The 24,773-nt window shown below is 69.5% G+C and carries 19 protein-coding genes and 1 pseudogene; 2 read left to right on the top strand and 18 right to left on the bottom strand.

Annotation, left to right across the window (positions count from 1 at the left end; all coding sequences use genetic code 11):
- The first annotated feature begins 936 nt into the window (after window positions 1-936).
- Entirely contained in the window at window positions 937-4,137 is a 3,201-nt protein-coding gene (locus C6V83_RS08255; RefSeq protein ID WP_234353927.1) for a type I restriction endonuclease subunit R, read from the top strand.
- Window positions 4,138-4,311: 174 nt separating this feature from the next.
- Entirely contained in the window at window positions 4,312-5,334 is a 1,023-nt protein-coding gene (locus C6V83_RS08260; protein ID WP_105941990.1) for an LLM class flavin-dependent oxidoreductase, read from the top strand.
- A 32-nt stretch (window positions 5,335-5,366) separates the two neighbouring features.
- Here the strand turns inward: C6V83_RS08260 and C6V83_RS18320 are convergent, their stop codons facing one another.
- From C6V83_RS18320 to C6V83_RS08345, 18 genes and pseudogenes are all read right to left on the bottom strand, one after another.
- A complete protein-coding gene (locus C6V83_RS18320; protein ID WP_159067475.1) occupies window positions 5,367-5,726 on the bottom strand; it encodes a Rossmann-fold NAD(P)-binding domain-containing protein in 360 nt (119 codons plus the stop codon).
- A gap of 146 nt (window positions 5,727-5,872) precedes the next feature.
- A complete protein-coding gene (locus C6V83_RS08270) occupies window positions 5,873-6,550 on the bottom strand; it encodes a response regulator transcription factor (protein WP_105941992.1) in 678 nt (225 codons plus the stop codon).
- The gene (locus C6V83_RS18325; RefSeq protein WP_159067476.1) at window positions 6,547-6,735 is read right to left on the bottom strand and encodes a hypothetical protein; all 189 of its coding nucleotides are present in this window, start codon (window positions 6,733-6,735) and stop codon (window positions 6,547-6,549) included. The genes C6V83_RS08270 and C6V83_RS18325 overlap by 4 nt, the downstream gene beginning before the upstream one ends.
- 160 nt (window positions 6,736-6,895) lie before the next feature.
- On the bottom strand, window positions 6,896-7,915 hold the full coding sequence (locus tag C6V83_RS08275) for a YihY/virulence factor BrkB family protein (protein WP_105941993.1): 1,020 nt from the start codon (window positions 7,913-7,915) through the stop codon (window positions 6,896-6,898).
- A 15-nt stretch (window positions 7,916-7,930) separates the two neighbouring features.
- A complete protein-coding gene (locus tag C6V83_RS08280) occupies window positions 7,931-8,953 on the bottom strand; it encodes an isopenicillin N synthase family dioxygenase (RefSeq protein ID WP_105941994.1) in 1,023 nt (340 codons plus the stop codon).
- A 44-nt stretch (window positions 8,954-8,997) separates the two neighbouring features.
- The gene (nuoN, locus tag C6V83_RS08285) at window positions 8,998-10,668 is read right to left on the bottom strand and encodes an NADH-quinone oxidoreductase subunit NuoN (protein ID WP_105941995.1); all 1,671 of its coding nucleotides are present in this window, start codon (window positions 10,666-10,668) and stop codon (window positions 8,998-9,000) included.
- Window positions 10,665-12,215 (bottom strand): NADH-quinone oxidoreductase subunit M, encoded by a 1,551-nt coding sequence (locus C6V83_RS08290; protein ID WP_105941996.1) that lies wholly within the window; start codon window positions 12,213-12,215, stop codon window positions 10,665-10,667. Before C6V83_RS08290 ends, nuoN begins: the two co-directional genes overlap by 4 nt.
- Window positions 12,212-14,155 (bottom strand): NADH-quinone oxidoreductase subunit L, encoded by a 1,944-nt coding sequence (nuoL, locus tag C6V83_RS08295; protein ID WP_105941997.1) that lies wholly within the window; start codon window positions 14,153-14,155, stop codon window positions 12,212-12,214. Before nuoL ends, C6V83_RS08290 begins: the two co-directional genes overlap by 4 nt.
- Window positions 14,156-14,159: 4 nt before the next feature.
- A complete protein-coding gene (gene nuoK, locus C6V83_RS08300; RefSeq protein ID WP_105941998.1) occupies window positions 14,160-14,459 on the bottom strand; it encodes an NADH-quinone oxidoreductase subunit NuoK in 300 nt (99 codons plus the stop codon).
- Between the two features lie 233 nt (window positions 14,460-14,692).
- Window positions 14,693-15,442: pseudogene (locus C6V83_RS08305) on the bottom strand (NADH-quinone oxidoreductase subunit J); the annotation flags it as partial.
- Window positions 15,439-15,978, bottom strand: coding sequence for an NADH-quinone oxidoreductase subunit NuoI (gene nuoI, locus C6V83_RS08310; RefSeq protein WP_105942000.1), 540 nt, complete (start codon window positions 15,976-15,978; stop codon window positions 15,439-15,441). The gene nuoI and the pseudogene C6V83_RS08305, both read right to left, overlap by 4 nt.
- A complete protein-coding gene (gene nuoH / locus C6V83_RS08315; protein WP_105942001.1) occupies window positions 15,971-17,287 on the bottom strand; it encodes an NADH-quinone oxidoreductase subunit NuoH in 1,317 nt (438 codons plus the stop codon). Before nuoH ends, nuoI begins: the two co-directional genes overlap by 8 nt.
- Entirely contained in the window at window positions 17,284-19,824 is a 2,541-nt protein-coding gene (locus C6V83_RS08320) for an NADH-quinone oxidoreductase subunit G (protein WP_105942002.1), read from the bottom strand. Before C6V83_RS08320 ends, nuoH begins: the two co-directional genes overlap by 4 nt.
- Window positions 19,821-21,218, bottom strand: coding sequence for an NADH-quinone oxidoreductase subunit NuoF (gene nuoF / locus C6V83_RS19130; protein WP_105942003.1), 1,398 nt, complete (start codon window positions 21,216-21,218; stop codon window positions 19,821-19,823). Before nuoF ends, C6V83_RS08320 begins: the two co-directional genes overlap by 4 nt.
- Window positions 21,215-22,126, bottom strand: a complete 912-nt coding sequence (gene nuoE / locus C6V83_RS19135) for an NADH-quinone oxidoreductase subunit NuoE (protein ID WP_105942004.1) — start codon at window positions 22,124-22,126, stop codon at window positions 21,215-21,217. Before nuoE ends, nuoF begins: the two co-directional genes overlap by 4 nt.
- The gene (nuoD, locus tag C6V83_RS08335) at window positions 22,123-23,433 is read right to left on the bottom strand and encodes an NADH dehydrogenase (quinone) subunit D (protein ID WP_105942005.1); all 1,311 of its coding nucleotides are present in this window, start codon (window positions 23,431-23,433) and stop codon (window positions 22,123-22,125) included. Before nuoD ends, nuoE begins: the two co-directional genes overlap by 4 nt.
- Window positions 23,430-24,158, bottom strand: a complete 729-nt coding sequence (locus tag C6V83_RS08340; RefSeq protein WP_105942006.1) for an NADH-quinone oxidoreductase subunit C — start codon at window positions 24,156-24,158, stop codon at window positions 23,430-23,432. Before C6V83_RS08340 ends, nuoD begins: the two co-directional genes overlap by 4 nt.
- 10 nt (window positions 24,159-24,168) lie before the next feature.
- The gene (locus C6V83_RS08345; protein WP_105942007.1) at window positions 24,169-24,723 is read right to left on the bottom strand and encodes a NuoB/complex I 20 kDa subunit family protein; all 555 of its coding nucleotides are present in this window, start codon (window positions 24,721-24,723) and stop codon (window positions 24,169-24,171) included.
- Window positions 24,724-24,773 lie beyond the last annotated feature (50 nt).

Below are 24,773 nucleotides of genomic sequence, written 5' to 3' on the forward strand. Positions count from 1 at the left end.
GCTTCCCGGGAACAAGCTTCGCCACAGACTGGTCAACCTCGGCAGCACGTCTGCGCGAGTCTTACCGCCCTCCTGACTCCAGATGACCAGATACAAGGTGGCGAGCGAACCCTCGTCGGCGGTTCGCCAGATCGGATGTTCCGGTGGCAGACCCGAAAGCCATCGCACCGCGAGGAAGTGCTCACCGGCGCGATACAGCTCGCGGGCGACCATCCATGCGTCGCGCTCGAAAGGGTGGTGCCGCGGTTGCGGAGGACGATCATGCGGCCGAGGGCCTCGTCGATCAGACTGAGCTTGTTCGGAATGTTCCACTTCGTCAGGTGGTCGTTCTGGGACGGGAACACGACCGGCGGCCCATTCGGAGCGAGGTCGTCCTTCACATACATCACCGAGATCCCGAACGCCGGCCCGGCGGCCGCGCGAAGGTGTCCAGACCGCTGGGGTGACATTCGGTCGAGGGGAAGTGCGTCGACGATCGCCCCGCGGCGACTGAAACTCTGCGGCGGCCGGGAAACGGGAGCAGCCGGGAACTGTGCTGCTGGAGTCGTGATCCGGTAGCGGTGTGTCCAGCGTGATGGTCAGGCGCTTCCGGAACCCGGGGTCGCGCCAGAGCCGACGGGCGATATGCGGGACATCCGGTAGAGAGTCGGACGCGCCCGCGATCGCGTCGACGCCGGTCATGGTTTGCTCGAGAATCCGCACTCATGAAGCAGCCCGTCGCGGACGGCGCTCACATCGGTGGTACCGGGCGTGTATCGATCACACCGGCGAGGCTACGGCGATCGGTGCCCTCGCTGCGGCAGCAGCGGAGGAGCGACACGAGAACCGGTCCTATCAACAGGTGCACGTGCTGTCCGGTGCTCGCCGGGCATGATTGCGGCAACGAGTGATCGGTATCCGATCGCCGCGGGAGCAACGCATCAGGAGGGTCCGCCGATGGCCGGGGTCATGAACGAAGCCGACTGGGAGCAGTGGACGCTCGACCAGCTCGCCGGCCTGGACTGGCAGTACCGCGCGGGCAGAGACGTCGCACCGGGCAGCGGAGAACGTGAGTCCTGGCGGGACATCGTCCTGCTCGGCACTCTCCGTCAGGCACTGGAGAACCTGAACCCCGAGGTGCCGATCGGATATCTCGAGCAGGCGATGGCCGAGGTGGTCTCGCCGCGTTCGCAGGATGCGATCACCGAGAACTTCCGCATCCACGACATCCTCGTCAACGGCTATCGCGGGATCACCTACACCGACCACGAGGGCCGCGAGGTGACCCCGACCATCCGGTTCGTCGCCGGCGACCCGGTGCGGAACAAGTACCACGCCGTCAGTCAGGTGACCGTCCGCAGCCGTGAGCACGAACGCCGGTTCGACGTCGTGCTCTACCTCAACGGCCTGCCGGTCTCGATCATCGAGCTCAAGCAGGCGGGATCGCTCCGAGCCACCAGCGAGGTGGCGTACAACCAGCTGCAGACCTACCTGCGCGAGCTCCCGATGGCCTTCCGCTTCGCGAACCTGGTGGTCGCGAGCGACGGCGTCACCGCCCGCTACGGAACCCCCTTCACGCCGTGGAATCATTTCGCGCCGTGGAACGTCGACGACGACGGTGCCGCCGTGGAACCCGGCACACCGGGCGACGACGGCGAGCCCGCCTTCGGCCTCGACCTCCTGTTGCCGGGCGTCTACAACGTCGAGAGGTTCGGTCAGTTGCTGCGCGACTTCACCGCGTACGACGAGTCCGACTCGGGACTGAAGATGCGTCTGGCCAAGCCGCACCAGTACTTCGCCGTCACCAAGGCGGTCGCGAGCACCGTCGTGGCCGTCGATTCCGACGGCCGCGCGGGCGTCGTCTGGCACACGCAGGGCTCGGGCAAGTCGATGGAGATGGAGCTGTACACCGCGAAGGTGATGCGCCACCCGCGGCTGGCGAACCCCACCGTCGTCGTGCTCACCGACCGCACCGAGCTCGACTCGCAGCTGTTCGACGGCTTCAAGGCGTCGACGCTCCTTCCAGAACAGCCGAAGCAGGTCGGCAGCCGGGAGGAGTTGCGCACCGAGCTCGCTCAACGTCGTAGCGGTGGAATCTATTTCACGACGTTGCAGAAGTTCGGACTGACCAAGGCGGAACGGAACGCGGGGGCCGATCATCCTCTCCTGTCCGACCGCCGCAACGTCATCGTCATCGCTGACGAAGCGCACCGTAGTCACTATGACGACATCGACGGGTACGCGCGTCATCTCCGCGACGCGCTCCCGCACGCCACCCTGATCGCCTTCACCGGCACGCCGATCCGGGAGGCCGAGCGCGACACCCGCAAGGTGTTCGGCGACGACATCGACGTCTACGACCTGCACCGCGCCGTCGCCGACGGCGCGACCGTCCCCGTCCTGTTCGAGCAGCGCATGATCGACCTCGAGCGCGTGCCCGACCTGACCGACGAGGAGATCGACGACGCCGCCGAGGAACTGACCGGCAGCCTCGACGAGGCTGACAAGGAGCGGATCCAGCGCGGTGTGGCGGTGCTCGACACCGTGTACGGCGCACCGCAGCGACTCGAGGAGCTGGCCCGAGACCTGGTGACGCACTGGGGAGTTCGCAGCGAGGTGATGGTCCCCTTCATCGGCGGACCGGGCAAGGCGATGGTCGTCTGCGCCACTCGGTCGATCGCGGCGCGCCTGTACGAAGAGATCGTCACGCTGCGGCCGGACTGGCACGACGACGCCGACGACAAGGGCAAGATCAAAGTCGTGTACACCGCGGCCCCGGGGGATCCCGCGGAGATCACCAAGCATCTCCGGAGGCCGAGTGCGATCGCGGCGGTGAAGCAGCGCATGAAGGACCCCGACGACGACCTCGAGATGGTGATCGTCAAGGACATGATGCTCACCGGGTTCGACGCTCCCGCGCTGCACACCTTGTACGTCGACCGGCCGCTCAAGGGCGCCCTGCTGATGCAGACGCTGGCGCGGGTGAACCGCACGTATCGCGGTAAACAAGACGGCCTGCTCGTCGCCTACTCGCCGCTCACCGAGAACCTGACCAAGGCGCTGCGCGAGTTCACGCGGGACGTCGACGCCGACGGCGAGCGGCTGGTCGGCCGTGACGTCGCCGAAGCGACCGTGCTACTCCTGGAGTACCTGGCGAAGATCCGGGAGATCGTCGGCGACGACTGGCGGGCGACGGTCCGCGCGGACAAGGCCGCGGGCTATCGGAAGGCGGCCGCTCAGGTGACCAGCATGCTGCGCGCACCGTCGACCCCGGGCAATTCCGTTCCCGACGATCCGGACGCACGACCTCTCGCCGACCGGTTCCGGGAGCTGACCGCGAAGCTGGCCCGGACCTGGGCGCTGGCAGCCGGGGGCGCGGAGAACCTGGACCTGGAACGGGTGCGCCCCGAAGTGCGCTTCTACGAGGAGGTGCGCACCTGGCTCGCCAAGGTGGACGCCCAGGCGCGGCTCAGCCGGGGTGAGCCGATCCCGGACGACATCCGGCGGCAGCTCGCCGGGATCGTCGTCGATTCGGCGCGCAGCGACGGCGTCGTCGACATCTATCGGGAGGCCGGACTCGAACTGCCGGACCTGCAGTATCTGACGCCCGAGTGGGTGCGGGACGCGCAATCCGAGTCGAAGGTGCACCTGGCGATCGAGGCGCTCAAGGCGAGTCTGCAGGACGAAGTGCGCAGGTCCACGGCGACCAATCAGGTCCGGAGCAAGCAGTTCTCGCAGCGGATCAACGACCTGATGATCAAGTACACCAACCAGCAGCTGACGGCTGCCGAAGTGCTCGCCGCGATGGCCGAGCTGGCCAGAGACGCCGTCGCGGAATCGAACAGGGGAGCCACCTTCGATCCGCCGCTGTCCGACGACGAGCTCGCGTTCTACGACGTGGTCCACCAGAACGAGGCCGCCGTCGACGTGATGGGCGACGACGTGCTGGCCCAGATCGCGCGGGATCTGGTGGCGACGATGCGCCGCGACACCCGCGTGGACTGGACGGTCCGCGAAGACGTTCGCGCCAAGCTCCGGACGTCCATCAAGCGGCTGCTGCGCAAGTACGGCTATCCGCCGGACCAGCAGCCCGCGGCTATCGCCGAGGTGATGAGCCAGATGGAGTCGATGGCACCCCGCTTCGCGTCCGCCGACTGACGAATCGCGGTTCTTCCGGCTGCCGTGCTGCCGGGTTCGCTTCCGGCTGCTGGATTCGACTCGTGCTGCCGGAGTATCGCGGCAGCATGAACCGAGTGCGGCAGCACGAACAGAATGCGGCAGCCTGAAGACTGCCGCCGGGAATAAACGGACCACGGCCCGGTTATATGGGACATGAAGAAGATCGGATTCCTCTCGTTCGGACACTGGTCGGCCGGAGCCGGGTCGCAGACGCGCAGTGCGTCGGACGTGCTGCACCAGTCGATCGATCTCGCCGTGGCCGCCGAAGAACTCGGCGCCGACGGCGCCTACTTCCGCGTGCACCACTTCGCGCGCCAATTGGGCTCGCCGTTCCCGCTGTTGGCGGCGGTCGGCGCCAAGACCTCGACCATCGAGATCGGGACCGGGGTGATCGACATGCGTTACGTCAACCCCTTCGGCTTCGTCGAGGACGCCGGCGCCGCCGACCTCATCGCCGACGGCCGGCTCCAGCTCGGCATCTCCCGGGGCTCACCCGAGCAGGTGATCGACGGCTGGCGCTACTTCGGCTTCGCGCCGGATGAGGGGGAGACGGACGCCGATATGGCACGCCGGCACACCGCGCTGACCCTGGAACTGCTCAAGGGCGAAGGCTTCGCCCAGCCGAATCCGCAACCGATGTTCCCGAACCCACCCGGTCTCCTGCGCCTGGAGCCGCACTCCGAGGGCCTGCGCGACCGCATCTGGTGGGGCTCGGGCACCCGCGCGACCGCGGAATGGACTGCGCGTCAGGGCATGAACCTGATGAGTTCGACTCTTCTGACCGAAGACACCGGAGTGCCCTTCCACCGGCTACAGGCAGAGCAGATCCACCTGTTCAGGGAGGAATGGGCCCGCCACGACTGGGGCCGCGAACCTCGAGTCTCGGTGAGCCGCAGTATCTTCGCGCTCGTCGACGAGCGAGACCACGCCTACTTCGGCATGCGCGGCCGAGACGCGGGAGACCAGGTCGGCATCATCGACGGAACGACGGCCCGGTTCGGGAAGTCGTACGCAGCCGAGCCGGACGAGCTGATCGAGCAACTCCGTGAGGACGAGGCGATCGCCGCGGCGGACACGCTGCTGCTGACCGTCCCGAACCAGCTCGGCGTCGAGTACAACGCGCACGTCCTGGAGTCGATCCTGACCCACGTCGCGCCCGCGCTCGGCTGGCGCTGAGGGCTCCGCGGGGTCCTCGTCCGAGACCACGGTCAGGCCACTTGCCGGTCGAGGGCCGCGATGTCGGTCAGCAGTCCGGAGGGGTCGATGACCATCCGGACCCGGCCGACGTGCCGGGGTGCGCGCCCCACGACCTCGGCGATCTGCTCCGGACACGCCGGATCGGCGCGGACGGGCCAGACCTGCCCGCCGTGCCGTGCGTCGAGGAAGGCGGCGATCTCGGGCATCGGCAGCCCGACCACGACGACGCCGAGACCGCAGGCCAGGCTCTGGTCGACGACCGCCGCGCTTCGGCGGCTTCCGTCGGCGACGATGAGCACGGCGTCGCGCGGACGGTGCGGTCCGGCCGGGCGATCGGCAGGTGCGGCGGGTCGCCGCTGCGATGAGGTCACGCCGCCATTCCAGTCCTCGACGCTGTGACGACGATGTGGCCGGACTGTCAACACGCTGGCAGCAGCCGTTGCCGCGTCCGGTTCGAGGTCCGGTCGGCGTCCGGGTGTCAGGCTCGACGGCGGGACCGCGGACTGCGCTCCGACCGTCAGCGCGGCCGCACCACGCCGTGGTCGAATGCGAAGACCACGGCCGCCGCCCGGTCGCGGACCCCGAGCGCCCGGAAGATGCCGCCGACGTGGCTCTTCACGGTGACCACCGAGATGTACAGCTCGGCGGCGATCTCCTCGTTGCTCATGCCGCGTCCGATGAGTTCGAGGACGGTGAGTTCACGTGCGGTGAGCCGATTCAGCGCGCCGTCGTCGGGGTCGCGAGGAGCCTGCCTCGCCGCCCGGTACGTCTCGAGGACCCGTCCGGTCACCGCCGGATCCAGCACGGCGCCTCCGCCGGCGACCAGCCGGACCGCGCGAATCAACTCCTCGGCCGGAGAGTCCTTGAGCACGAACCCCGCTGCGCCCGCGCGCAACGCCTCCGACAGCAGTTCCTCGTCCTGAAAGGTGGTGAGCACCAGGACCGGAGGTCCGGGACGCTCGCCGTCGGACGCCCGGAGCCGCCGCGTGGCCTCCATCCCGCTGACCCGCTTCATCCGGAGGTCCATCACGACGACGTCCGGTGCGCGGGAAGCGACGGCGGTGAGCACGTCGTCGCCGTCGGCGCATTCGGCGACGATCTCGAAGCCGTCGCCGCGCCGCAGGATCCGGCGCAGGCCTGCGCGCACCAGTTCCTGATCGTCCACCAGGAGCACCCGGATCGGCTGGTCGTTCACGTGCCGGCCACTCCTGGCTCCCGCACGGGATTTGCCGGACCGCGGAGCAGGCAGCCGGCGGCCGCCTCGTCCGCGGCCGGGAAGAGAGTCTCGTCCACGCCCGGGAAGTAGGCCTCGACGAACCACTGCCCCTCGGCATGCCGGGTGGAGAGGACCCCCCCGCAGGTCTCGACCCTCGACGCCATGCCTTTGAGGCCGAAGCCGACCTGCGCACCACGAACCGTCCGGCAGAACGCCCGAAGCACCGGAACGTGACGATGATCCCGGAGAACGGGGGCATCGCCGTGGCGGACGCAGTCCGCAGCTGACCGACGGCCGCGCCGGCCACCAAGAGCTCGGCCTGCGTCAGGCCTGCCGGTCGGGCCCGGTGTCTCCGGAATGCCGGCGGCCAGCGGGGCCGGTGGCATCCAGCGGGTTGTCGAACTCGACCGAGATGGTCTCGAACCCCTTGTTGCGCTGTGCCTTCGCCAGCCCCTCGTAGGTGCGCTCGTCGCCCGGAGTGAGGACGACGTCGTCGGTGAACTCGGTGAGCAGCGAACGCGGATACAACTCGTCTACGCGGACCGCGTTGATCTCCAAGCTGAACACCAGAAGCACGGCGGCCAGATAGAGGAAGGCGATGAGGCCGAGCACCGTGGCGAAGACGCCGGTGACGGCACTCGCCCGCGCGATGACGTGTTCGACGTAGACGCGGCCGAAGTGCTGAAGGGCCTGCCAACCGACGGCGGCCACGACGGCGCCGGGCAGCACGTCCGAGACGCTGACCGACCGCGCGGTGCCGAACCGGAATGCGAACACGAACACGCCGAGGGTGAGGGCGGTGGTTCCGGCGACGGTGAACAGGGTGGCCGCCCAGCCGAGGTGGATGCGTGCGGCGAAGGTCCCGAGCACCACCAGGCCGATCATGGCGACTCCGACGGTGATCAGCAGGACGAATCCACGGACTCGCACCAGAATCGGATTCGGCCGGCTGTTGCGGGGGACCGCCCACACCTGATTCATCGCGTTCTGCGAGGCGACTGACACTCCGAGCCCGCCGTAGATTGCGCCCGCCAGTCCGATGCCCACGGCGAGGATGCCGCCGCTGAGGCCCGCGGGATCGCCGAGCTGATCGCCGACGACCGGGATCTGGTTGAGCACCGAGTCGACGATCTGGTCGCGCAGACCCTCCCGATGCTCCAGCACGATCCCGAGCACCGTCGTGAACACGAGCAGCAGCGGGAACAGGGAGACGAAGCCGTAGTACGCGATCAGGGCGGCGAGGTAGCCGCCCTGGTCGTCGAAGTACTTGTACAGGACCGCGAGCGGAAAGCCCGTCTTCGGATGCCGCAACGAGAACGCGTCGACACGAGCGGCGAACGACACCGGATGCTTCCCGCTTCAGTCCAGCAGATCGGCGTGATGGCGTTGGGCCACGTCGGGGTGCGCGCGCAGCCGGGCCTTGAGGATGTTGTCGCCGAACGTCCCCGAGATCGGGTTGTCGGGGTCCTCGGTGACCCCGGGCGCCTCGGCGGCGAACTCCGGCGGCAGGCTGATCCGCGGCATAGTCGACGAGAGCGCCGGATTGAAGAAGAACGGCACGGACAGCCGCTCCGTGCCGGCGGGCGGCGACACCACCCGGTGCATGGTGGCCTTCAGGTAGCCGTCGGTCGCGTACTCCATAAGCTCGCCGATGTTCACGACGAAGGCGTCGTCGACCGGGGGAGCGTCGATCCAGCCGTCTCCGTACTGCACCTGCAGTCCGCCCTTGTCGGGTTCGACGAGCAGGAGGGTGAGCACTCCCGGATCCTTGTGCGCGCCGACACCCTGCTGATCGTCTCCTTCGTCGCGGCCGGGATAGCGCACCAGTTTGATCAGTGTCGACGGCCGATCGGCGAACGCATCGTCGAACACACCGGCCGGGGCGCCGAGGCTGAGCGCCCACTCCCGCATCAGCAGCAGACCCAGGTCGCTGCAGCGGCGCTGCCAGTCCAGGATCACCTCCCGGAAGTCCGGGAGGGTGAGCGGCCACAGGTTCGGGCCGTCCAGGCGGAGATAGGCGGGGTCGTCGTCGGTGCCGCTCCCGGCGCCCAGCGGCGGGTACTCGGCGGCCACATCGATCTGCTCGCGCCAGTCGATCGAGCCCTGCGTGTACTCGCCGCCGAAGCGCGTGTAGCCGCGGAACTGCGGGCTGGCGAGCATCTCGACGGTGAACTTGTCCAGCTCCGGCAGAGCGAAGAATTCGCGGGCGGTGTCGAACAGCCGCTCGCGCACGGACCGGTCGACTCCGTGTCCGACGAGGTAGAAGAATCCGACCTCGTGGGTCGCCGCGCGCAGGGCGTCCCCGAAGGCGGCACGGTCGGCGTCGTCGCCGGCGAGCAGCGACATGTCCACGATCGGCAGTTCGGTCAGGGTCCGGGTCATCAGGGTTCCTCGTCGGGGTCGTCGTCCCTCACCTTAGCCACCTCTCAGGGCAGGAACGTGGAGGCGGCCTCGGCCAGCTCGAGGAGCGGCTGCGGGAAGAAGCCGAGCAGCGCGGTCAGCGTCGCGCACACCCCGATCGGGACGGTGGTGAGCGCGCTCGGCGTGAGCACGTCGGGAGCATCGGCGGGTGAGGGGGCGAAGAACATCGACACGATCACCCGCACGTAGAAGTAGGCCGCCACCGCGCTGCAGAGCACGCCGACGATCACCAGCGCCCATGCGCCGTCGCCCCCGGCCGCGGCGAAGACGACGAACTTTCCGATGAAACCACTGGTCAACGGGATTCCGGCGAACGAGAGCAAGAACAGCGACATCAGCAGCCCGACCAAGGGCCGACGACGACCCAGCCCCGCCCACGCCGACAGCGACGCCTGTTCGCGGCCGGTCTCGTCACGCACCACCGCGAGCAGCGCGAACCCGCCGAACGAGGCGACCGCGTACGCCGCGATATAGAAGAGCGTGCTCCCGGCGCCCGCGGCACCGAGGGTGACGGCGCCGACGAGGGCGAAGCCGACGTGACTCACCGACGAGTAGGCCAGCATGCGCTTGACGTCGGTCTGGGTGACGGCCATGAACGTCGCGATCACCATGGTGGCGATCGCGACGGCCCACATCGGGATCCGCCAATCCGGCTCTAGCGGCGCGAAGCCCACGTGCAGCACGCGGAGCAGGCCGCCGAACGCCGCCACCTTGGTGGCCGAGGCCATCAGTGCGGTGACCGGAGTCGGCGCACCCTGATAGACGTCCGGCACCCACGACCCGAACGGCACCGCTCCGACCTTGAACAGCAGGCCGACCGTCACCAGCACCGTCGCGATCAGCGCCAGCGTCCGGTCGGCCGAGCCGTGGGTGAGCGCCAGCCCGATGGTCTCCAGCGAGAGGGATCCGGTGGCGCCGTAGGCGAAAGCCGCGCCGAACAGGAAGATCGCCGAGGCGAACGCGCCGAGCAGGAAGTACTTGAGGGAGGCCTCCTGGGAGAGCAGACGACGCCGTCGGGCGAGGCCGCACAGCAGATAGAGCGGGAGGGAGAGCACCTCGAGCGCGATGAACATCGTGAGCAGGTCGCCGCACGCGCCGAACAGCATCATCCCGCCGACCGCGAACAGCGTCAGCGGGAACACCTCGGTGGTGATCGCGAACCGGGCGGCCAGCAACTCGTCCGGGGAGCCGGGCGCGGTGGCGGCCGCGGGGGTGAACGCGTCGGCGGGCAGGTCGTCGTCGACGATCCGCCCGCCGCTGTCGGCGGCCACCCGTCGGCCGGCAGCGGTCTGCACCTCGGTCGGCGCCCAGACACGGTCGAGGCGGCGTTCGCCCATGAAGGCGACCGCGGCGATCGAGACGAGCAGTACCGCGCCCTGCAGGAACAGTGCGGGCCCGTCGACCACCACGGCGCCGGACATGGTCGACTGCGCGGCGCGGTCGCCGGCGGCGATCACCGCGACCAGGACGAACGCGACGGCCAGCGTGATCAGCGCCAGGGCGAGCTGGATCCGGTACCGCAGCCGGGACACCGCGGCCGCCGAAGCGCCGCTGACTCCCGGCGCGACCACCAGCGCCGCCTCGACCAGCACGCTCACCACCGCCATCCCGAACACGACGAGCATGGGGGAGAGCAGCGAGTACGCGATCTCGGGCGCCTCGATCGCCAGGGTCATCGTTCACCTCCGGCCACGGAGGGCGGGTCGGTCCGGCCGATCGTCGTCATGGTGTGGCCCACCGCCGGGTCGACGAAGTTCAGGATCACACCGGGGAAGAAGCCGAGCACCAGCAGCGCGGCGATCAGCGGGGCGACGACGACCCGCTGTCGGAGGTTCAGGTCGCGGACGGCGACCTCGGGTTCGCGGACCGGACCGCCGAACATGCGCTGGTAGGTCCACAGGATGTACAGCGCCGACGCCACCAGGGCGAGTGCGGCCAGCACCGCCGCCGCGGGGTACCGGACATAGGTGCCGATCAGCACCAGGAACTCGCTGACGAACGGTGCCAGACCCGGCAGCGACAACGTCGCCAGCCCGGCGACCAGGAAGGTGCCCGCCAGCACGGGAGCGACCTTCTGCAGTCCGCCGTAGTCGGCGATTATCCGGCTGCCGCGCTGGCTCACCAGGAACCCGGCCACCAGGAACAGTGCCGCCGTCGAGATTCCGTGATTGACCATGTACAGCGTCGACCCGGCCAGCCCCTGACTCGTCATGGCGAACACACCGAGGACGATGAATCCGAAGTGCGAGATCGAGGTGTAGGCGATGAGCCGCATCACGTCGGTCTGGCCGATCGCCAGGATCGCGCCGTAGAGGATCGACACCACGGCCAGCGCGGACACGAACGGTGCGAAGCGCTCCGCGGACTCCGGGAACAGACCGAGGCAGAAGCGCAGCATGGCGAAGGTGCCCACTTTGTCCATCACGGCCATCATCATCACCGCGGCGGAGGGGGTGGCCGCGACGGCGGCGTCGGGCAGCCAGCTGTGCAGCGGCCACAGCGGGGCCTTGACGGCGAAGGCGACCAGGAAGCCGAGGAACAGCAGATTCATGGTGGTCGCCGACGCGTCCAGCTCGCCGCGCTGCGCCGCGGCGCTGATGTCGGTCAGCGAGAACGTGCCCGGTCCGGTCCGCGCGGTCACCACGTACAGGCCGATGACCGCGGCCAGCATGATCAGGCCGCCGAACAGGTTGTACAGCAGGAACTTCACCGCGGCCCGGGAGGCGTTGGTCCCGTAGCCGCCGATCAGGAAGTACATCGGGATCAGCATGGCCTCGAAGACGAGGTAAAACAGCAGCACGTCGGTGGCGACGAAGCTGATCAGCACCATCGCCTCGATCGCCAGCAGCAGAGCTGCGTAGGCGTGCACGGCGCGCGGCGCGCCGTCGCCGCGGCGCGCATCGGCGTCGCGCCAGCCGGCCAGCAGCAGCACGGGGGTCAGACAGGCGGTGAGCAGGATCAGCGCCAGCCCGATGCCGTCGAGCGCGAGCGAGTAGCGTGCGCCGATCGCCGGGATCCAGCTCACGTCCTCGACCAGCTGGAAGCGTTCGCCGCCTGACGCCGAGAACCGGGTCGCCACGACGATCGCCCAGACCGCGGTCACGACGGCCGCACCGAGGCCGAGGCGCTTCGCGGTCTCGGCGGCATGCGCGGGGAGCAGCACGAGCACGAGCGAGGCGATCGCGGGGATCACCCAGAGGACGGTCAGCCAGGGGATCGTCACAGCACGCTCACCACCCACGTGATCAGTCCGATCACCACGGTGCCGACCAGGATCGACGCGGCGTACGAGCGGACGTATCCGGTCTGCAGCCGGCGGGTCAGCACCGAGATCCGGTCGACCCCGGCTCCGACCTCGGCGGGGATGCGCGCCAGACCGTCGTCTTCGAGAACGACGGCCCCGCGCGTGAGCAGGCGGCCCGGTCGCTCGAAGAGCGCCTCGTTGACGGCGTCTCCGTACAGGTCTCTGCGGGCCGCCGCGGTCAGCGCGGAGACCTCGGGAGGTGCCGTGACCGGGACGGGTCGTCGTCCGTACATCGCCCACGCGACGGCGACACCGGCGACGACCACCGCCAGGACGATCACGGTCACCGCGGCCACCGACAGCGGGCTCTCATGGTGCACCGGCTCGCCGACGACGGGGGTCAGCCAGTGCTCCAGACGTCCACCGAGCGCCAGCAGCGCGCCCAGGCCCAGCGACCCGACGGCCAGCAGGATCATCGGGACCGTCATCGACCGCGGCGCCTCGTGCGGACGGGTCTCTACTCCGCTCGATCGCCGGGGGGACTCCCCGTCCGGGCCCGGTCGAGACCACCGGGGGGCGCCGAAGAAGGTCATCGCCATCACGCGGGTCATGTAGAACGCGGTGATCCCGGCGCCGAGGACCAGCACCGCGAACAGGATCGGACCGCGGGCCCCGCCGGCGGCGAGCGCCGTCTCGATGATGCCGTCCTTGGAGAAGAATCCGGAGAACGGGGGGATGCCGATCAGCGCCAGATAGCCGACGCCGAAGGTGACGAAGGTGATCGGCAGGAGGCGGGCCAGACCGCCGTAGCGGCGCATGTCGGTCTCGTCGTCCATCGCGTGCATCACCGACCCCGCTCCGAGGAACAACCCGGCCTTGAAGAATCCGTGCGTCAGCAGATGCATGATCGCGAACACGTAGCCGACCGGTCCGAGACCGGTCGCGACCACCATGTAGCCGATCTGGCTCATCGTCGACGCCGCCAGCGCCTTCTTGATGTCGTCCTTCGCGCAGCCGATGATCGCGCCGAACAGCACGGTCACCGCGCCGACCACCACCACGGCGGTTTGGGCGTGCGGGGCGAGGTCGTACAGCGGTGCGGATCGGGTGATCAGATAGACGCCCGCGGTCACCATGGTGGCCGCGTGGATGAGCGCCGACACCGGCGTCGGACCCTCCATCGCATCGAGCAGCCACGCCTGCAGCGGCACCTGCGCCGACTTGGCGCACGCAGCCAGCAACAGCAGCAGGCAGATCCAGGTGACCGTCGACTCGGCGGCGCCGCCGGCACCGGCGAACACCTCGGCGAAGCCGACGGAGCCGAAGGCGGCGAACATGACCATCAGTGCGACGGCGAACCCGACGTCGCCGACCCGGTTGATCACAAAGGCCTTCTTGGCCGCAGTGGCCGCCGAGGCCTTGTGCTGCCAGAACCCGATGAGCAGGTACGACGCGACGCCGACGCCCTCCCAGCCGAGGTAGACGCCGAGATAGCCGTCGGCCAGCACCAGGATCAGCATGGCGGCCAGGAACAGGTTGAGGTAGGCGAAGAAACGGCGCCGATCGGGATCGTCGGCCATGTAGCCGATCGAGTAGACGTGGATCAGCGTGCCGACGACGGTGATCAGCAGGACGAAGCACATCGACAACTGGTCGAGCCGGAGCGCGGCCTCGACGGAGAAGTCGCCGGCGCGGATCCAGGTCCAGCCGCCGGCGATCACCGTGCGTTCGGTTTCGGCGCGGCCCAGCATGGCGAGCCAACTGGCGATGCCCGCCACCGCGGACGCCGCCGCCAGGGCCGTCGCGAGCAGATGTCCCCACGCATCGGTCCGCCTGCCGCCGAGCAGCAGCACCAGAGCGCCGAGGGCGGGCAGCCCGGGCACCGCCCAGAGCAGATCGGCCCACAGTCCGGTCGTCATCGGCTCACCGCCTCAGCAGATCGGCATCGTCGACCGAGGCCGATCGGCGGGTGCGGAAGATGGTCATGATGATCGCGAGGCCGACCACCACTTCGGCGGCGGCGACCACCATCGTGAAGAAGGCGATCGCCTGCCCGTCCAGGCTCGAATGCATGCGGGCGAACGTGACGAAGGCCAGATTCGCCGCGTTCAGCATCAGTTCGACGCACATGAACACCACGAGCGCGTTGCGGCGCAGCAGGACACCGGACGCACCGATGGCGAAGAGGATCGCCGAGAGGTAGAGGTAGTTCGCCGGATTCACGCGCCGCCCCCGTCGCCGTCCAGTTCGCTCCTCGAGCCCTCCGGCTCGCTCCCCGAGCTTTTCGGTTCGCTCCTTGAGCCTCGGCCTTCGCTCCTTGACCTGTCGCCTTCGCTCCTTGTGCCTCCGCCTTCGCTCCTGGTGCCTCCGCCTTCGCTCCTTGTGCCTCCGCCTTCGCTCCTTGAGCCTCCGCCTTCGCTCCTTGTGCCTCCGCCTTCGCTCCTTGTGCCTCCGCCTTCGCTCCTTGAGCTTGTCGAAAGGTCCCGCGGGCTCAGCAGGGCGTTCACCGACTGCGCCGACGGAGTGCCGTCGGGCTCGAGCGCGGGCACATCCACGGCGTTGTTCCGCGCGAAGACCCCGGGTGGGGGAAGCGGGGTGGCGCGGCCGCCGTCGGCGAAGCGGCGGATCGAGAGTTCCCGCTGTCCGGGCTTGGGCGTCAGGCGCTGCCGGTGAGCCAGGATCATGGCGCCGAGCGTCGCGGTGATCAGCAGCGCTCCGGTGAGCTCGAATGCCCACAGATAGTCGACGAAGATCAGTTCGGCCAGCGCCCGGATCGACTGATCGCTCAGTTCCGGCGGGCCGGCGGTGCCGGTGGACACCAGGGAGGCGTGTCCGATCGCGGCGATCAGCAACACCGCGAACCCGGCGCCCAGGGCGGTGCCGAGCACCCGCTGTCCCCGGATGGTCTCCACCAGAGACTCCGAGGAGTCGACGCCGATCAGCATCAGCACGAACAGGAACAGCATCATCACCGCGCCGGTGTAGACGACGATCTGCACCACGCCGAGGAACAGTGCACCCTGCATCACGTAGAAGACGGCCAGGATGATCATGGTCATCGCCAGGAACACCGCCGAGTACACCGCCTTCGGCGATCCGATCACTCCGAGTGCGCCGAGCACGACGACGACGGCGAGCACCCAGAAGGTGACGGCTTCGCCGGTGCCGGTCCGGGCGGCTTCGGCGGCCAGGAGGGCGGCGCTCAAGGCGCCTCCCCGGGCTGTGGCCGCGCCGGCCGTGCGGAGACGTCACCGCGGTAGTAGTCCTCCGGCCGGGTCCCGGGCGCCATCGGGTGCGGTGGCGGAGTCATGTCGTCGTCGAGCGGGGCCAGGAGCTGGTCCTTCTCGTAGATCAGCCCGGCACGGCTGGGCCCGGCGAGTTCGTAGTCGTCGGTCATGGTCAGGGCCCGCGTCGGGCAGGCCTCGATGCACAGCCCGCAACCGATGCAGCGCAGATAGTTGATCTGGTAGACGCGTCCGTATCGCTCGCCGGGGGAGTAGCGCTCCTCCTCGGTGTTGGGCGCGCCCTCCACCAGGATCGCGTCCGCCGGGCACGCCCACGCGCACAGCTCGCACCCGATGCACTTCTCCAGGCCGTCGTCGTAGCGATTGAGCTGATGTCGGCCGTGGAAGCGGGCGGCGGGCGGCCGCTTCTCCTCCGGGTACTGCTCGGTGACCGGCTCGCGGAACATCGTGCCGAACGTCACGGCGAAGCCGGCGACGGGCTTGGGCAGCTCAGGCATCGGCGTTCTCCTTGGTCTGTGTGCCGGACGAGCTCAGTCGGGCCCCGGGCAGCACCTGGCCCGGGAGCGGGGGCACCGGGAAGCCGCCGGCCATCGGGTCGAACGGGGTGCCGGGGTCCGCGGGATCGGCAGGCGGAGCCGCCGGGGCGCCGACCACGGCCACCACGGCCCGGACCAGCAGCGCGGTGGCCGCGATGCCGACCGCGCCGAAGATCAGCCCCGACGTCCAGGCCGCCATGCCGCGGGTGGCCTGGACGATCACTCCGACCACCATCACCCAGGCCAGTGCGAACGGGATGAGGACCTTCCAGCCGAGCCTCATGAACTGGTCGTAGCGCAACCGGGGCAGGGTGGTGCGCAGCCAGATGAACACGAACAGGAAGCACCACATCTTCACGGTGAACCACACCAGCGGCACCCAGCCGGAGTTGGCGCCGGGGATCAGACTGATCGGCCAGGTGATCTGCCAGCCGCCGAGGAACAGGGTGGTGGCCAGCGCCGACACCGTCGCCATGTTGATGTACTCGGCGAGCATGAACATCGCGAACTTCAGCGACGAGTACTCGGTGTGGAAGCCGCCGACCAGTTCGCCCTCGGCCTCCGGCAGGTCGAACGGCGCGCGGTTGGTCTCGCCGACCATCGAGATCGCGTAGACGACGAACGACGGCAGCAGCACCAGGACATACCAGCGCCCGCCCTGCCCGGCGACGATCCCCGACGTCGACATGGTGGCCGCGAGCAAGAACACCGTCGCAAAGCTCAGCCCCATCGCGATCTCGTAGGAGATCACCTGGGCCGTCGAACGCAGCCCGCCGAGCAGCGGATAGGTCGACGACGACGCCCACCCGGCCAGCACGATCCCGTAGACGCCGATCGACGTGATCGCCAGGACGTAGAGCACGGCGACGGGCAGGTCGGTCAGCTGCAGCGGCGTCTGGTGGCCGAACACCGAGACCATCGGGCCCATCGGGATCACCGCGAACGCCATGATCGCCGGGACCACCGCGATCACCGGCGCCAGCAGGTAGATCGGCTTGTCCACGCCGGCCGGCGTCAGCCCCTCCTTGAGGGCCAGCTTGACGCCGTCGGCCAGACTCTGCAGCAGGCCCCCGGGGCCGAGTCGGTTCGGGCCGAGGCGGCGCTGCATCCGCGCCATCACCTTGCGTTCGGCCAGGATCGCCACCAGCACGGTGAGGACGAGGAAGCCGAACACGGCGACCGCCTTGACCAGCACCAGCCACCACGGGTCCCGGCCGAAATCGGCGAGGGTCGGGAACTCGCCGTGGGCGAGACTGTGCGCGACGCTCATCGGGCGCTCCGAACCGTCACCGGCTCGCCCGGCACGGTGGCCAGCGTCCGGTACACGTGCGAACCGGGCGAGTTCAGCGGCAGCCAGACGACGTCGTCGTGCATGTCGGTGATCACCAGCGGCAGGGTCAGCTCTCCCCGGTCGGTCGCGATGCTGACCGGGTCCTGGTCTCGGCAGCCGAGCCGCGCGGCGGTGGCGGGCGACAGGCGCACGACGCTGGGGCGCGCCGTTCCGGCCAGATGGGGTTCGCCGTCCTGAAGCCGGCCGGAGTCGAGCATCAACTTCCACGACGCGAGGGTCAGGACGAGTCCCGGGTGCGGCGGCGTTTCGACTCGGGCTCCTTCGTCGCCCGGCTCAACGAGCGGTGGGCCGGCCTTCGCTCGTTGAGCCGCGGGCGTTGGGTCGTCGTCGGGGGGAGTCTTGGTCTTCGCGCGTTGAGCCGAGGGGGAGGAGCGTGCGACGATCCCTCGTGTCGAAACGCCGTCCTGGAGAACCGCGCGCTCACCTGCCCACGGTCCGATCTCGCCGAACTCGCGGTGGATCGCTTCGGTGCTGTCGCAGTTCAGGTCGACGCCGAGCTCGGCGGCCAGGGCGTGCAGCACCCGGTGATCCGACAGCGGCTGCGGGCGGTCGGGCGGCGGCGGAAGGGCGGCGGCGAACGGGCGTGGGCGGCCCTCCCAGTCGACGAAGGCGCCGGCCTTCTCGGCGACCGCCGCGACCGGCAGCACCACGTCGGCGTAGTCGGTGACCGTCGACGGACGCTGCTCCAGGCTGACCACGAAGGCACGCTCGAGGGCGGCCGCGGCCGCGGCCGGATCGGGCAGGTCGTGCAGGTCGACGGCGCCGGTCAGCACCGCGCCGAGCGTTCCGTCGGTGAGCGCGTCGAGGATCTCGCTGGTGCTGCGCCCCGGATCGGTCGGGGGCATGACGCCCCACGTCTCCGCGAGGTCACGGCGGGCCTCAGCCGATCGGGCGGGCCGACCGGCCGGCAGCAGGTTCGGTGCGGCGCCGACGTCGAGCGCGCCGCGTTCGCCGGCCCGCCGGGGGACCCAGGCCAGGCGGGCGCCGGTGGCGGCGGCCGCCGCCGCGGCGGCGGTCAGCGCGCCCGGCGCTCCGGCCAGCCGCTCGCCGACCACGAGCACCGCGCCGGGTTCACCGAGCAGCTCGGTCACCGCGGGACCGGCCAGGAGCTCCGCCTCGCGCCCGGGCACACAGGAGAGCAGGTCCGCTGACAGCTTGGCCGCGCCCGGGCTGAGCCACGGCGCGATCGTCCTCACCCGCATTCCGTGCCGACGGACCGCCTTGCGCAGGCGCAGGAAGAGGACTCCGCACTCCTCTTCGGGTTCGAGTCCGGCGAGCACGACGACCGGGGCGTGCTCCAGGGCCGAGTAGGTCAGCCCGATCCCGGTGCCCGCCACATGTGCGGCCAGGAATGCGGACTCCTCGGCCGAGTGCTCACGGACGCGGGCGTCGACGTCGTTGGTACCCAGCACGGTGCGCGCGAACTTCCCGTAGGCGTACGCGTCTTCGACCGTGGCCCGGCCGCCGCACACCACGGCGGCGGGCGTCCCGGCGAGGCCGCGCGCGGCCGCGGCCAGTGCGTGCGGCCATGAGGCGGGCGCGAGGGCGCCGTCGTCGCCGCGGACGAGCGGGGTGGTCAGCCGGTCGCGTTGCTGCGCGTAGGCGAACGCCCAGCGGCCCTTGTCGCAGTTCCACTCCTCGTTGACCTCGGGATCGTCGCCGGCCAGGCGTCGCAGGACTTTCCCCCGGCGGTGGTCGGTCCGCTGCGCGCACCCGCCGGCGCAGTGCTCGCAGACGCTCGGCGACGAGACCAGGTCGAAGGGGCGCGCCCGGAACCGGTAGGCAGCACCGGTCAGCGCGCCGACGGGACAGATCTGCACGGTGTTGCCGGAGAAGTACGAATCGAACGGCTCGTCCTGATATGCCGAGACCTGTTGCAGGGCACCGCGTTCGGACAGCTCGATCAACGGGTCGCCGGCGATCTCGGTGGAGAAGCGGGTGCAGCGCGCACAGAGTACGCACCTTTCGCGGTCCAGGAGCACCTCGGCAGAGAGCGGCACCGGTTTGGTGAACGTGCGCTTGAGGCCGTCGAACCGGGACTCCGGCCGCCCGGCCGACACGGCCTGATTCTGCAGCGGGCACTCGCCGCCCTTGTCGCAGGTGGGGCAGTCCAGCGGATGGTTGATGAGCAGCAACTCCATCACGCCGCTCTGCGCCCTGGCCGCTTCGGCCGAGGTGTGCTGGGTGCGGACCACCATGCCCTCGCTCACCGCGACCGTGCACGAGGCCATCGGCTTGCGCTGCCCCTCGATCTCCACCAGACACTGGCGGCAGGCACCCGCCGGAGACAGCAGCGGGTGGTCGCAGAAGCGGGGGATCTCCACGCCGATCAGCTCGGCGGCGCGGATCACCAGGGTGCCCTTCGGGACCGAGACCTCGACGTCGTCGACGGTGAGGGTCACCAGGTCGTCCTCCGCCGATCGGGCGGAATCCAGGCTGCGGTCGCTGATGGTCATGATCTCGACTCCGCTCGATCAGCGGGGGGCTCCGGTCGATCGGCGTGAGCCTCGGCCTGCTCAGAGAAGACGGTGGAGCGGGACGGGTCGAACGGGCAGCCGCCGGGGTGACCGTCGTGTGGGAAGTGCGCGAGGTACTCGTCGCGGAAGTACTCGAGGGAGCTCATGATCGGGCTGCCGGCGGCGTCGCCGAGCGCGCAGAACGACTTGCCGACCACGCTGTCGGTGATGTCGGTCAGCGTCTCCAAATCGGCCTCGGTGGCTTCCCCGGACTCCAGCCGTCGCATCAGCTGCACCAGCCAGTAGGTGCCCTCGCGGCAGGGGGTGCACTTGCCGCAGGATTCGTGGGCGTAGAACTCGGTCCAACGGGTCACCGCACGGACCACGCAGGTGGTCTCGTCGAAGATCTGCAGCGCCTTGGTGCCGAGCATCGAACCGGCCTCGGCGACGCCCTCGTAGTCGAGCGGGACGTCGAGGTGTTCGGCGGTCAGGATCGGGGTGGACGATCCGCCCGGCGTCCAGAACTTGAGCGTGTGGCCGGCGCGGATGCCGCCGGCGCGATCGAGGAGCTCGCGCAGCGTGATCCCGAGGGGCGCCTCGTACTGACCGGGCCGGGTGACGTGCCCGGACAGCGAGTACAGCGTGGTGCCGGGCGACTTCTCGGTGCCCATCGAGCGGAACCAGTCGGTGCCGTTGCGCAGAATGGACGGCACGCTGGCGATGGATTCGACGTTGTTCACCACGGTGGGGCTCGCGTACAGCCCGGCGACGGCGGGGAACGGCGGACGCAACCGGGGCTGCCCGCGCCGTCCTTCCAGCGAGTCGAGCAGCGCGGTCTCCTCGCCGCAGATGTAGGCGCCGGCGCCGGCGTGCACCACCAGGTCCAGATCGAGCCGCGAGCCGAGAACCCCCTGCCCGAGGAGCCCGGCGTCGTACGCCTCGCGCACCGCCTCGCGCAGGCGGCGGATCACCGGGGCCACCTCGCCGCGGACGTAGATGAACGCATGCTGAGCGCGGATGGCGTAGGCCGCGATCGCGATGCCCTCGATCAGCATGTGCGGGGCCGCGAGCATCAGGGGCATGTCCTTGCAGGTGCCCGGCTCGGACTCGTCGGCGTTGACGACGAGGTAGTGCGGCTTGCCGTCGCCCTGCGGGATGAAGCTCCACTTCAGCCCGACCGGGAATCCGGCGCCCCCGCGCCCGCGCAGCCCGGAGGCCTTGACCAGGTCGATCACGTCGTCCGGCGGCATCTGCAAGGCGGCCTTGAGTCCCTGATACCCGTTGCGGTGCAGGTAGTTTCTCAAGGTCCACGACTCGTCGTCGGACCAGTGCCGACTGAGGACGGGGGCCTGCGCGGGCTCGGGCTCAGCGGAGGGGAGGTCGACGGTGATCATTGTTCGCCCTCCTCCTTTCGACGCTCAACCGTCGAAGGGGGCGTTCGCTCAACCGTCGAAGGGGTCGCTCGGTCACTCGTCGAGGGGGTCGTTTGCTCGGCCGTCGTGGGGGACGGGCGCTCACCCGTCGAGGGGGACGGGCCGGAGTTCTCTCGATGATTGAGCGACGAAGGAGTCGAAATCTCGTTGGGGGGTTTGGTTTCGACTCGCTGCGCTCGCTCAACCGTCGAGGGGGTCGTAGGAGTCGAAATCACCGGCGGGGCACCGGCCAGGAGGCGCTCGTTCTCCCGGAACGAGCACAGCGACCGCGCACCGCGACTGGGCGTGACCGGACTGCCCGCGCGCAGCTCGTCGACGAGCCGCGCCGCGGACTGCGGGGTCTGGTCGTCGAAGAACTCCCAGTTGACCATCACCACCGGGGCGAAGTCGCAGGCGGCGTTGCACTCCACGTGCTGCAGCGTCACCGTGCCGTCGTCGGTGGTGCCGCCGGGCGCGACGCCGAGCCGATCGGTCAGCTCGGCCAGGATCGCGTCGCCGCCCAGCACCGCGCACAGCGTCGTCGTGCAGACTCCGACGAGGTGCTCGCCCGTCGGTTCGCGGCGGTACATCGAGTAGAAGGTGGCCACCGACGCGACCTGCGCGGGCGTGAGATCCAGCAGGTCCGCGCACAGGCCGATGCCGGCGCGGGTGACGTAGCCGTCGTGGGCCTGAACCAGGTGTAGCAGGGGGAGCAGCGCGGATCGGGCCTGCGGGTAGCGGGCGATGATCGGGGCGGCGTCGGCGCGCAGCGTCGCGGCGTCGGTCTCGGAGTAGTTCTCGGGGCCGGCGAACTCGACCGGTGGGTGAGGGGTCGAGGTGGTGAACGCTCCCGGCGGAGTGAGTTTCAGCAACACCGGTTCGGTGGTCATCGGTCAACGCCTCCCATCACTGGGTCGATACTGGCCACGGCGGTGATCACGTCCGCCACCAGCCCGCCCTCGCACATCGCGGCCACCGCCTGCAGGTTGGTGAACGACGGATCCCGGAAATGGACGCGATACGGTCGGGTGCCGCCGTCGGAGACGACGTGCACGCCGAGCTCCCCGCGCGGGGCTTCCACCGCCACGTAGCACTGTCCGGCCGGTACCCGCAGCCCCTCGGTGACGAGCTTGAAGTGGTGGATCAGCGATTCCATCGAGACGCCCATGATCCGGGCGATGTGCGCGGGGGAGTTGCCGAGACCGTCGGGGCCGACGGTCAGGTCGGCCGGCCAGGCGAGCTTGGGGTCGGCGACCATCACCGGTCCGGGTTCCAGCGCCTCCAGGCATTGGCGCGCGATCTTGATCGACTCGTACATCTCCTGGACCCGGATCAGGTAGCGGCCGTAGGAGTCGCAGGCGGTGTCGGTGACGACGTCGAACGCGTAGTTCTCGTAGCCGCAGTAGGGGGCGGACTTCCGTAGATCGTGCGGTAAGCCGGTCGAGCGCAGCACCGGGCCGGTGATGCCCAGTGCCATGCATCCGGTCAGGTCCAGGTACCCGATTCCCTGTGTCCGCGCCTTCCAGATGTAGTTCTCGGTCAGCAGCGCCTCGACCTCGCCGAGTTGGGCAGGCAGGGCGTCGAGCACGTCGGCGATCCGGCGCTCGGCGCCTTCCGGGAGATCCGCCACGACACCGCCGGGCCGGATGTAGGCGTGATTCATGCGGAGCCCGGTGATCTCCTCGAACAGGTCGAGGATGGTCTCGCGGGCTCCGAAGCCGAGGAACATAGGCGTCACCGCACCCAGTTCCATGCCTCCGGTGGCCAGTGCCACCAGGTGTGAGGAGATCCGGTTCAGCTCCATCAGCAACACGCGGATCACGTTGGCGCGCTGCGGGATCGCATCGGTGATGCCGAGAAGCTTCTCCACGCCGAGGCAGTACGCGACCTCGTTGAAGAACGGTGCGAGGTAGTCCATTCGGGTCACGAACGCCACGCCCTGCGTCCAGTTCCGGTACTCGAGGTTCTTCTCGATTCCGGTGTGGAGGTACCCGATGCCGCACCGGGCCTCGGTCACCGTCTCGCCTTCGATCTCCAGGATCAGGCGGAGCACCCCGTGCGTGGACGGGTGCTGCGGCCCCATGTTCACGACGATCCGTTCTTCGGCCGAGCCGAGATCGGCCACCGCGTCGACGACGTCGTTCCAGTCCCGTCCGCCCACGGTGAAGGTCTTCTCGGTCTGCTGCGACCCCGTCATCGGTACGCCCTCCGCTCATCCGGCGGCGGCACCGTCGCACCCTTGTACTCCACCGGGATTCCGCCGAGCGGGTAGTCCTTGCGCTGGGGATGGCCTTCCCAATCGTCGGGCATCTCGATCCGGGTCAGCGACGGGTGGCCGGTGAAGACGATGCCGAAGAAGTCGAAGGTCTCGCGCTCGTGCCAGTCGTTGGTGGGGTAGACGCCCATGAGGCTCGGAATCCGCGGATCGGCGTCGGGCGCAGTGGTCTCCAGCCGGATCAGGCGGTTGTGGGTGATCGAGCGCAGTGGGTACACCGCGTGCAATTCCTGTCCGCGCTGCTCCGGGTAGTGCACGCCGTTCACGCCGAGGCACAGCTCGAAGCGCAGCTGCGGCTCGTCCCGGAGAGTGGCGGCCGCGGCGAGCAGACCCGAGCGGGCGACCACGAGCGTCAGTTCCTCGCGGTCGACGATCACCCGCGAGATCGCCGCATCGGGGTCCACTCCGCGCGCGGTCAGCCCGGCACGCAGCTCGTCGACCACCTCGTCGAACCAGCCCCCGTACGGACGCTCGGCGGCCGCCGGGAATTCGATCCGGGCCACCAGACCGCCGAAACCGGACGTGTCACCGGTGCCCGGCGGGCCGAAGAGTCCGCGCGCGACGCCGCGCACGTCGCGGTCGCGGCGGGTACCCGTCGGCCCGATCGCTGCGCTCCCGGCGTCGGCGGGGTTGAGTTCGTCGTTCATCGCGGGCCCCTCATCGCAGCAGTCCTTTGAGCTCGAGGGTCGTGGGGGCGCTGAGCGCGGCGTGTTCGGCGGCCGCGATCGCCTCCTCGCGGTGTACGCCCAGCGGGCTGTCGCCGATCTGCTCGTGCAGCGCGAGAATGGCGTTGAGCAGCATCTCCGGCCTCGGCGGACAGCCCGGAAGGTAGATGTCGACGGGGACGACGTGGTCGACGCCCTGCACGATCGCGTAGTTGTTGAACATGCCTCCGGACGACGCGCAGACGCCCATCGCCAGCACCCACTTCGGCTCGGCCATCTGGTCGTAGATCTGCCGCAGCACCGGTGCCATCTTCTGACTGACCCGGCCGGCGACGATCATCAGATCCGCCTGGCGCGGGGAGGCGCGGAAGGCTTCCATGCCGAAGCGCGCGAGGTCGTAGCGGCCGGAGGTCGTCGCCATCATCTCGATGGCGCAGCAGGCGAGACCGAAGGTGGCCGGCCACAGCGATCCCTTCCGCATGAAACCGGCGAGCTTCTCGACGGTGGTCAGCAGGAAGCCTGCGGGCAACTGCTCTTCGATCCCCATGCGGGTCCTCCGTTCTCCGATCGATCGTGCGTGGGCTGGTCGTGATCGAC

This window comes from Gordonia iterans, from assembly GCF_002993285.1.
In the GTDB taxonomy this organism is placed as follows: domain Bacteria; phylum Actinomycetota; class Actinomycetes; order Mycobacteriales; family Mycobacteriaceae; genus Gordonia; species Gordonia iterans.